We start from the raw sequence: 10,398 nt of genomic DNA, 5'->3' as shown, positions 1-10,398 counted from the left end.
GGAAGCAAGGTGCTTTGACCTCGGTGTTCACCCTGGATAAACCGTTTCATGGGATTCCCTTGCAATGAAATTCTTAGAAACTATAGCAAGGGTTTGTCCTGGCGTTTTTACACACTCTGGGCCAGAACCAGACGTTTGGGTGCTCCTATGTACCAGTAACAACCGGTCGCTGAAATGCGCATAATCAATAATTTTGAAATCATCGCACTGCTCATTTGCTAAAGCTGAAAATTGCCGGCTTGTAGAGCACCTGAATAACAGAAATACGCACATTATTACATGCAGACTCGGCTATGAATGCCTGCGTGCTCGCGGTTGTTTGCCGCAAACAGGTAACAGCAATCTTAAGTTCGATCAAGTCGGCCGGCTCGCATGATGGGCACAGCCCACATATTTAGCTCATAGATGTGCCAACAACGTTTCACTAAGCAGTGTGTGAAAAAGATAGGACAGCTTCTGCCGATCAATGAGTGCGGTTCTTGCTGAGCAAGGTCGGTCGTACGTTTGTCAATGACAATGCTTCCAGAGCGGGAGGCAGTGTGCCACTATTATCAAAATCTCTATTACCTTTGCAAGGTTTCAAGGACAGAAAATGCTGCGAGAAATCAATGATGTAGAAGCACTTCATTACTGCAGTGAAGATGAGGGAGACTTCTTTGACCGTAAAGCCTTTGAAATAAAGCCCGCTGGGCTTCAAAAAATTGTCGTAGCATTCGCGAACTCTGATGGCGGCGATGTGCTGGTCGGGATTACCGATGAAAAACACGAGCCTGATCCTTTAAGGCGCTGGGTAGGCCGCGACTCCCGCGAAGCTTACAACCAGCATTTGGAAGCATTGGTCAGCTTAAATCCAACGGTTGATTTCAAATACGTTTTTTTGAAACGGCAGATGATGTCTTTGACCTATGTGCTCAAAATTACGGTGAGCAAAGGTCTACAAGTACACGAAACATCGGATAAAATTGTTTATGTTCGAAAGGGCGCTCAGTCATTATCCGTTAAAGGGGCAGCCAAATTGATGGAGCTTGCATACGCCAAAGGCGTTATGTCGGCTGAAGATAGGGAAATTGAAATCGCTAGAATTGATAGTATTGAGAAAAGCCCTGCTTTAGCAGACTATCTAGATCAACTGCCCATCACAAATAAAGATCCTCTTGATTTTCTACTTCAAGAGCATTTGGTTAATTCAGATACTTGGGTTCCTAAAGTATCATCTATATTGCTTTTTTCAGAGAATCCTTCGTCAGTAATTTCTTCACAATGCGCGATACGAATCGTGAGATATGATACGAAGAAAGACGAGCTAGACCGCGACGCCCTAACTGCTGATAACTTCAGTATCGAGGCGCCTTTGTATCTTCAGATCAAGAAAGCCGCAGAAAAAATTAAAGAAATGTTGAGCAAATGCTTTGCTTGGACTCCTGCTGGGTACCAGTCGATTTCGTTCCCAGAAGAGACACTTTGGGAGATTTTAGTAAACTCAGTGATTCATCGTGACTACTCCATTTCAGATAACGTGCTTGTCAGTGTCTATAATAATAGAATTGAAGTTAAGAGTCCTGGACGCCTGCCGGGACTCGTCACGGTAGATAATATTCTTGATAATCGCGCTTCACGCAACCCCAAACTGGTTAGATTGTTATCAAAATACAGCTCAATGCCAAACAGGGATTTAGGCGAAGGTATGAATACCGCATTCCAACGCATGCGTGATTTTGGTTTGATAGACCCTGTAATAAAACAAGCCGATAACTATGTGATAGTGACATTGCATTATCGGTCCAACAAGAATCCCGAGAATTTAGTTCTGGATTTTATTGATGCCCATGACTCTATAAATAACGCCCAGCTTCGGGATTTAACGGGTGTACTTTCCTCGGAACAAGCTACTACAGTGTTCGCAGCAATGCGTGACAAGGGTCTAATCAGAAAGTTCGATGATTCTACCGGAACAAAAGCTAGGTGGATCAAATAGCCCTATTAGGCCTCCGCTTATCTCTCGATATAATTATGTTTCACGAATAGGTACTGCTTTTTTCTAGAGCATTCAGTTCCAAAAGTGAGCCCTTCCAGCTTTGGATAGTTTGTCCGCTTTGGCCGTAACCTGTCCTTCGTTACTGGTCGCTGTCGGCCAGGAGCTGCCAGTTGCCTACTTGGCTGCCCAGTATCTATTAGGGTCAGGTACTCTATCTATGATACTTCTGAAGAAATTGATTGCTAAATGACAAAGGAGTCATCCCAACTAAAAACTGCCACCTGCAAACGCTCCGTGAGATCCAGGGCGTAAGCTGGCTCGACCATGTACGCAAAATCTAATAGGCCTTTAATGTGTCTAATAAAACCTGCGGTAGTATCGAATGCCCGCCTCTGCGCATGGGCCTCAATACCGAAGCGCTCTATATAATATATATGCTGTCTCAAACGGTCTTTAAATTGATGGCATAACCTTGGCTTGGCTGTATCGACCAGCAAGCCTAGCACAAGCTTTTTTGCTCCAGGCGGGGCTATAGTGGTTTTGCTTTTGTTTAACCCTAGGCCTTTTTTTATAAGGCATTTAGCGACGCGCTGGATCAGTTCATGCGCTTTATCTCTGCTAAAGTTTTCTGTTGTTGAGAAGTTAATATCGTCGCTATAGCGGGTGTATCTCAGTTCGTAGCGGCTTGCAATCGCGGCTAATTGCACATCGATATCCCTCATCACTAGATTTGCCAGCATCGGACTCGTTGGAGCTCCTTGAGGAAGATAACCGATGTATCGATGATCATATTGATCAATCACGCGAGCTTTAAATCTTACCTTTCCAGATGGCATGCGATTCCTCCCTCGCACAAATGCCGGAGGAACGTTCTTACGAGGCCTGTCAGTGCATAATCTTGCAAGTTCAAATGATATTAGCGGCTGATATCCTAACTTCCGAAAAGCATGGTATATCTGAATTTCAGATATAGAGCCAAAGAAATCAGCTATATCTAATTTGATAAGCCACTTAGCATTGCAATGCTCACTGGCGCATTTAACAATGCTGCCCCCTGGACTAAATGCATGCGACGCTGGATGTGGCCTTACTTGCCTCAGGACATGCGCGCTAAGCCAGCGCTGGACAGTGAGGAGCTCTGGAGTGGGCACGGAAATCTCTCTGCGCCCTCTATATCCGCTCTTATTCGCTTTTCGTTTTAGGATTGTGAAGGTTCGATACGGATGGCGGTACTCGTCAGCCACAAGACGGCGAAGCGAGATGTATGAAACATCAGTTCTTTGGGCAAGGTGACCAAGAGTTAATATGGCCGGAAGTCGAATTGGACCTTTTGCTAGTGCTTCAACTTGCTCAACAGCAGCATCAAGTATTTGCTGCGATATACCACGAGCAAGCCCTTGTCGTATAAAACGTTGAGAAGACCACATGTCAGGCTACTTTGACACGAAAGTGGAAGCCGAGCGCGGCTCCACCCCAAGTCTTCCGCAGGTTGGTTGAGTCGTGCTCGACATCCGCCTTGCGAAAGCTTCTACGAAAGGCAGCGGAACTCCGCGCCCCCACAGCAGCAATGGACGAGTCAAGCTCGCTCCGGTTGCTCCGGTGAACACTAACCTTCAACGTGATCTTCTCAACGAACTTGGATAGTACATGTCATTACCTAGGTTGGGTAGTGGGCGCTTGGCCCTGTGGTTCGATTTCATGGCCCCTCGAAGAACGCTTCGCCCCAAAGCGGTGAGTCGGTAACGCTGAGTTAGAAGCCCTCTACTTATACAGCTTTCCACGAGCATGTTGGCGGCTTTAATTGTGGTTCTCATAGAAAAGCAGATACTGGACGGCGTTTTCACTCCTTTCGAGATCAACGCCAGTAGAGCGACTATTTCTTTAGAGGATGCATGGGAGTAGACACGATCTGAAACCAGAGCAGCCTTAGCATAGCCAGCGCTCAACATCACATCAACAGGGGTGTGACTTGTCAGCTCTTGAGGAAAAACTGAGCGTGTCTCACCTTGTACCACTCTGTTTGGAAAAAGAGGAACCCAAGGTTTCTTAGGAGTAGATGGGGCCCACAATATCGCCGGCACATTGTTAGGACAGCTATGCTCAAAAACCAATAAGGCCGCGGACTTTTTGTACCCAGAGCATAGATGTGGCTTGCTCGTCTTGTTGCCATATGTCCTGAATAAATCATGAATAAATGGAATTAGCTTTGGAGGCTGGAAGTCGACAAGGGCTGGGCAGAATCTTGCGAAGTAGCATGTCCCGCCCATGGGACTGCTTTCGGCAATGCGACGCCCCGCATTTGCTAAAGCATATGAGACAAATATGGTCTCAATGTATTTAAGCGAAGCCCAGGATTTAATTGTTGGATTAATCCATAGCGAGTGAGCAAAAGATCTTGCTCGTCGTCCCGATCCTATTAGGTCATCAACAAGCATGAGCGCTCGACATTTGTGCGCGCGCATTGACTCAACTGAAGGGTGATTTAAAAACTTATTAGGATTAGACTTTGCGATATTCCTTATTATTGAAGCTATTCGCCCCTCGCTGCCAATGTCGGCTCCACGGCCCACAGCGTCAACATGTTCTTGTCCATTAGCACCATTAAGCCCGCTGAAATAATCAACCCCGAAATCCATTTCACGTACCGCGAACAGAGCCACTACGCCATTTATAGTCTCAGCTCTTTCTAATACAAGTTCCTCTATGGTCCTTTCGAACTCATTGTGGGACACCAAGGTAAGTGAAGATAGCACATCTCTTGCTAAGCGCCTGTCGACCTCGGAAAACTGCTCTAACCACTTAACGCCTTCGACGGAAAGGGCGAGTTTTGTAGCTTCCGGCGAGGAGGTTGTTTGTTTTAATGGCATCAAAGCACACTCGGGAGCGATTCGGTATTATATAACGAAGATTACACAGTACGGTATTCAGCTAAGGTAGAGCCATGACTTCCATTATTGTCCACTGCTGGCCGGATAGCGACAGTATAGTTTAGGCCATCGTTAGCGCTGGTCAGACCTTGGCCTGTTCTGGCATATCAAGAGCACTGTGGTCGTCTATCTGGCAGCCCTAGTTGTAACCTTACGTCTATGAGTTGGCTGCGGCAAGGCATACCTTGAACGTGATAAAGAGCTGCAGCCCATAGCTAGCAGGCCATAGCGAGCCATGCTGTTTGAGACGCAGGATGTCTACCAGCCCCGACGGATGAAGCTAGAGGAGCGTGAAGTTGGTACGCAGCCCGTTTGGATAGGTTGCGCAGGTAGGAACACGCGCCTCCCGGAAAGCTGAGCGCTTTCCGGGACAGGGGACAGATTTTTTTGTAGGCAGACTGGCCGCTTCTGGCCGTTAGCGGTACGTCAGGATAGGGAGCCCATCTCGATTGCGCCGAGAATAGCTGGCACCTAGCTCCCCCTTTAAATACCCGAAAGCCTCAATGGAGGAGGGCTTTTGCTATCTGAGCGATCGACCTGTAACACAGCCGTTAAGACGTGGGCGTGCGATACAGGGAGGCGACCTCGAGATGAAGCTGCCATACTTTGGCTTTATATAGCGAGAGTGACGTTATGGGCACGTCTGATAGCTGGCGAGTTGTCTGCCAAGATCCTGGGGATGGCAGCGGAGACGTTATTGTTGAGCTTCCATCCGAGCTACTTGAGAAGCTTGGTTGGAATTTGGGAGATGAGCTGGCAATTGAAAAGGGGGAGGACGGCATTTCGCTAAAGCTCCAACAGCGCTCTGTTAGTGCGCCCTCCTAGGGGCGGACCGCTAGCAGCATCCGCTTTTGGCCGAGCGCTGCCCATAGCCTACAAAGCTACAGGCCAAAGGCGGCAGAACTGCTAGCTAGAGCAACCCAAGAAGCGCCTAGCCAAACTATGGTAACAATCTACGGCCAAACTATGGGTTCATGCACAAGTGTTGATGCTGGAGCTATCGTTATCAGCCCCCCTCCAACGGATTGCCATCTCGGCCCGCACACCTTCACGTCCTACTCGCCTTAAAGACCAACCGTTACCTCACGCAGCTCAGCGCCGTCACGCACTACAAAAATAGCACTCAAGCCCTGCGCTTTAGCCATCAGCCTACCGCGCTCCAGCCCCTGCACCAGCAATGCGGTGGCCCATGCGTCGGCATACATGCAGCTGGTGCAAAGGACGGAGACAGAGGCAAGATCAGAAGCCAGAGGTGCGCCAGTTTTAGGATCCATCGTGTGCGAAAAGACCACGCCATCACGCTCACGCCAGTGCCGGTAATCCCCGGAAGTGGCGATCGATGTATTGCTCAGCTCGAGGGAGCCAAGCACCTCGCGACGCCCCTTGATGGGCTTTTCCAATGCTACACACCAGTCCCGGCTATCGGCCTTTACTCCGCTGGCACGCATCTCGCCATCGATGCCGACCAGGTAGGACTCAATAGCATGACGATCCAGACAACGCGCCAACTGATCCACGGCGAAACCTTTGGCGATACCGTTAAGGTCCAGAGTAATAGGTGCATGCTTACGTACACGGCTATTGTCGGGATCTATTTCCAGAACGTCGCCCGCGCCAGCCTGCCGGCCTGGCAAGTTTAATGATGGAGCTTGCGGGCCAAAGCCGCAGGCACTGACCAACGCACCTACGCCTATCTCAAAAGCGCCTTCGGACTCTTTGCTTATAAGCAGGGCACTGCTCAGCACCCAGATCAACTCATCAGAAACAGCAAGCCACTGGCCGCAGTCCGCCCCATTAAGTCGCATCAGCTCGGAATCAGGCTTCCATGTCGACATTTGCTGATCGACCTTATCTACCGCCTGTTGCAGGTCAGTCGTCACGGCACTCGAATCAAATCCACTGGCCGCATACAGCACTGCCGTGTAGCGGGTGCCCATGGTTGAACCAGCGAGGCTATAGCGCTGCAGAGAGTCATGCTCAGTAAACGTCTTCACGATAGCGCCCCTGCAGTCGAAGTTGTTCAATACTCAGGCCAAGCTGCTGCAACATCGGCTTGAGCGCCAGCCGCACCCCCTCCGCCATCTCTCGAGAGCCACATACCAGCACCTGCGCGCCCTGCTTCAATAGCAGCACAAGCTCCCCAGCATCCTGCTGCAAACGATCCTGTACATACATTGGCTGGGCCGCTTGTGAAAACGCCAGGCCTAGCTGCGTCAGTCGCCCGTCAGCCAGGTACTCATTCAACTGTGCCTGATAGAGAAAGTCCGACTGGGCATTGCGCCCACCCCAGTAGAGATAAAGCGGGCGTTGATGGGTATTTTTGCGAACAAACCCAATCAAGGGTGCCAGCCCGGTACCCGCGCCAACCAAAATGACCGGATGCCGGCCAGCTGACGGGCGAAACTCGGGGTGCGGCTGAATAACGCCTTCGATGCAGTCGCCTACCTGCAACCCATGCAACATCGGCGAGCACAGCCCAGCGGGATGCTTGCGTACACAGACTTCCAGTACGCCATCTTCATCACTGCTGGCAATCGAGTAGAGTCGGGGCGCCAGATCGCTACCCGGGCGGATAGACAACAGGTCGCCTGGGGCATAGCGGCTAGCCGGATTGCGGACCAAGAACAACCCGTATGATCGCCGCAACGGCTTAACACCGAAGCGCAAGATAGCGGCTGGCGACTCGCTATCCTCACCGAACAGCTCTCGACTCAGCAGCTCCAGTTGTTGCCCGGTTTCAGGCGGCGTCTGCTCAGTGAAGTGCAGATCCACACGTAATTTTTCACCAAGCGCCCTCGCCCACTGGTTAAGCTCACTCAATGCGTTGCGATCAATACAGTGCAGAGGCAGCAGCGGCCTCAAGCCACGTTGCTGCAGCTGATGTTCAACTTCCTGTGCGTAGCCGCAGAAATGTTCAAACTGGGAATTACCAAAACCGACCACTGCAACCTGTAGCTCCGGCCCTAGCTTGCTAAGCGACAGACGACCCAGGAACGCACTGGCAGACTCCGGCGCCTGACCATCACCGTAAGTAGAGGTAAGCACCAGCAGCTGCTTGGCACCGGGATAATGCGGTTGCAGCTGATTCATGTTGGCACAATGTACAGCCAGCCCGTTGCTCGATAACTGCTGGTGAAGCTGACGCGCATAACGCCAGGTTGTACCACCCTGACTACCGACCAAGAGAATCACTTGTGCCTGATCGGCAGGGGCGTTATCCGATAGCACGCGGGCCATGCGCTTGCGATGCCACCAGGAGAGCAGCCCGAAACCGCTGAGCAACAGCAGGCACAGACTGGCGCCAGCAAGAAAAAAGGTCCAGATCGGCGAGTGCGCGCCGGTGTGCAGCTCATACAGATTCTCGTACAGCCGTTTCGTAAAGCCATGCTCCTGATAGCTGATCCACTGGCCGGTACTCGCGTCCACAAAGCCGTCGCCCGATGCGGTGCGTAGCGTATAAAAATTGGCTTGCAGGGGATCAAAGGGGAATTCCAGTTCGCGTAGATCCTGCAGATCCAGATTGCGCAGTGCAGGCAGGCTGCCGATTTCGGCAGCGGGAGCAGAATAGCCAGCGGCTGGATAGACAGGCGCAACATCCTGCCCATCGTCGACCATACCCACGCTAATTGCTGCAAGATAAAGCCCGCTCACCGCCAAAATCGCCAGTACCGGCAGCGTCCAGCGTGACAAGACCAGATGCCAGTAAAGCAGACCGCCCCTATCAGGTATGGGTCGCAGCAGTTGCCGCCAGCCACCCAGGCGACGCGCCAGCAACCAGCACCCTGTGACCACCAGTATCAGCAATGCCAGCGCAGCCATGCCACTCAGCCAGCGGCCCGGCTCACCAAGTAACAACTCACGGTGCAGATTTCGCACCCACGACAAAAAGACGGAAGGCTGGTAGGGGCCCATAACCAAGCCGGTAACAGGATCAGCGATCACCGTATCGCTTTCGGTTGCATTGCTGAATATGACGCGCAGCTCGCCGCTAGGCGCACGCTCTATGCGCTCAATGCCCTGCACCTGCCCGGCAATTCGCTCGACAACCTCTGCCACGTTCTGACCGGCAGATGGCGCAACCTGGAAGTGCTCATAAAGAGTTCCAGTGGATAGCACCAGGCCAGTAGCTGCCGAGACCATAAGCAGGGCACCAAGGACCAGGCTGAGTACAACATGGGTGCGTTGCAGCATGCGTGGCCTCCTGGTCAAAACTGATAGCTGAAACTGTCGACATAGCCCTGCGAGCTGCCGACCACATCCGTCGCCTGCCCGGTAAGCGGCACTTGGATCTCGGCACGATTGTCGCGCTTATCTTCAACGGCACTATCGATGCGGATTTCATAACCTGCATCAATCAACGTATCCGACAGCTCGACAGACACTTGCAGTGTCTCGCCACTGCCAACGCTTGCACCGGTCAACCCATCGAACTCAGCGGCGTTACTACCGCCACGAACCCAGTCACGCAGGTGTTTGTAATACTTGGCCTTACGGCCAGACACCCAGAGTGTGCGCTGGTAGTTACCCTGCGCGTCGGTGACATAGATAGCCAGATAGGCGTCATTGCCTCGATAGTCTTTAAGGGTGGTTTGCAAGGTAATTTCGCGGGCCTGCGCCAGCGCTGGCAATGCCGCCAATCCCGCTAACGCGAGCGTACAAGTCATCTTTTTCATGCTGAGCCTCCAGTTTGGATGGCTCAAACTAACCGCAAAGCCTTAAGTCAAGCTGAACGCCTAAAAGCACTGACTTAAGGACAACTTAAGACTCCTGTGGTTTGCAGTACTTCATCAAGGATAAGCAACCAGACTGGCGGCGCATCGCTTGAGGTTGCGTGGAACCTGAACTGGCTTTTTAACTGGCACTGTCATTGCGGCCAATGGGCTACGTTAGCGGTTAACAAAACACGTCCATTCTCTTGGTTGGCGAATGGCCTGTGCCGCCCGGCATCTACTAAAAGTATCTGCTTTACTATAACGATGAACACACAAAGCAGCTGAAGGTATACCTCTCTCGACAACGTGAATTCTGAGCAGCAGCTTGTGCCAGAAGAAGGCCTTGCACACTTTTCCGGAACAGGAAGGTTAATGATCAAACAGATCAGAACCACCGTTCATACAACAGCCTCAAGCATTGGGCGTACCTGTTTGAGCGCTGTCATTGCCTTATGCCTTGCACTAGTTAACAGCGCTTTGGCTCTGGGGGCACCGCAGGTTCTGGTTATAGCTACCAGCGAGCTGCCCCCCTTCGTCAGTGCTGAGCCTCGTGAAAGCTTTCTTACCGAGCTGCTGCCGGAAGTAGCGAAGGAGATGGACGTAGTATTCGAGTTCCGTTTTATGCCTTGGCCACGCTGTGAGCTAGCCGTCGATACGCTAACCCGGATTTCTCATAGGTCCCCAGCAAGTCTCGCAGACTGTGCGGGTTACCGCCATTACCGCTCATTGGCGGCCGTGACTGATCAATAATCGATCAATTCCTGTTGTCCGGACACACGGCCCC

Annotated in this window: 8 protein-coding genes; 3 read left to right on the top strand and 5 right to left on the bottom strand. The window is 51.4% G+C overall.

The annotated features are described in order from the left end of the window. Window positions 1-592: 592 nt before the first annotated feature. A complete protein-coding gene (locus tag EF096_RS19775; RefSeq protein ID WP_123891460.1) occupies window positions 593-1,975 on the top strand; it encodes an ATP-binding protein in 1,383 nt (460 codons plus the stop codon). Between the two features lie 242 nt (window positions 1,976-2,217). Here the strand turns inward: EF096_RS19775 and EF096_RS19770 are convergent, their stop codons facing one another. Both EF096_RS19770 and EF096_RS19765 read right to left on the bottom strand, forming a co-directional pair. Further along, the gene (locus EF096_RS19770) at window positions 2,218-3,402 is read right to left on the bottom strand and encodes a reverse transcriptase family protein (protein ID WP_123891459.1); all 1,185 of its coding nucleotides are present in this window, start codon (window positions 3,400-3,402) and stop codon (window positions 2,218-2,220) included. Between the two features lie 186 nt (window positions 3,403-3,588). Then, the gene (locus tag EF096_RS19765; protein ID WP_123891458.1) at window positions 3,589-4,842 is read right to left on the bottom strand and encodes a phosphoribosyltransferase-like protein; all 1,254 of its coding nucleotides are present in this window, start codon (window positions 4,840-4,842) and stop codon (window positions 3,589-3,591) included. Between the two features lie 693 nt (window positions 4,843-5,535). On the opposite strand from EF096_RS19765, the gene EF096_RS20705 reads away from it, so the two are divergent. Further along, window positions 5,536-5,727: an AbrB/MazE/SpoVT family DNA-binding domain-containing protein gene (locus EF096_RS20705; protein WP_123891457.1), complete on the top strand. Its 192-nt coding sequence runs from the start codon at window positions 5,536-5,538 to the stop codon at window positions 5,725-5,727. A gap of 239 nt (window positions 5,728-5,966) precedes the next feature. Here EF096_RS20705 and EF096_RS19755 read toward each other — a convergent pair whose 3' ends face one another. Genes EF096_RS19755 through EF096_RS19745 form a run of 3 tightly spaced genes read right to left on the bottom strand, consistent with a single transcriptional unit; the run spans window position 5,967 to window position 9,575 of the window. Beyond that, complete coding sequence (locus EF096_RS19755; protein ID WP_123891456.1) at window positions 5,967-6,896, bottom strand: FAD:protein FMN transferase; 930 nt, start codon at window positions 6,894-6,896, stop codon at window positions 5,967-5,969. Next, window positions 6,880-9,093, bottom strand: a complete 2,214-nt coding sequence (locus EF096_RS19750; RefSeq protein ID WP_123891455.1) for a PepSY domain-containing protein — start codon at window positions 9,091-9,093, stop codon at window positions 6,880-6,882. Before EF096_RS19750 ends, EF096_RS19755 begins: the two co-directional genes overlap by 17 nt. A 14-nt stretch (window positions 9,094-9,107) precedes the next feature. Then, a complete protein-coding gene (locus EF096_RS19745) occupies window positions 9,108-9,575 on the bottom strand; it encodes a DUF2271 domain-containing protein (protein WP_123891454.1) in 468 nt (155 codons plus the stop codon). A gap of 411 nt (window positions 9,576-9,986) precedes the next feature. Here EF096_RS19745 and EF096_RS20360 point away from each other — a divergent pair, with 411 nt between their 5' ends. After that, entirely contained in the window at window positions 9,987-10,364 is a 378-nt protein-coding gene (locus EF096_RS20360; RefSeq protein ID WP_158611324.1) for a hypothetical protein, read from the top strand. Window positions 10,365-10,398: the final 34 nt, after the last annotated feature.

Source organism: Pseudomonas neustonica (genome assembly GCF_003797945.1).
GTDB classification, from domain to species: Bacteria; Pseudomonadota; Gammaproteobacteria; order Pseudomonadales; family Pseudomonadaceae; genus Halopseudomonas; species Halopseudomonas neustonica.
This window is presented reverse-complemented; position numbering and strand designations above follow the sequence as displayed.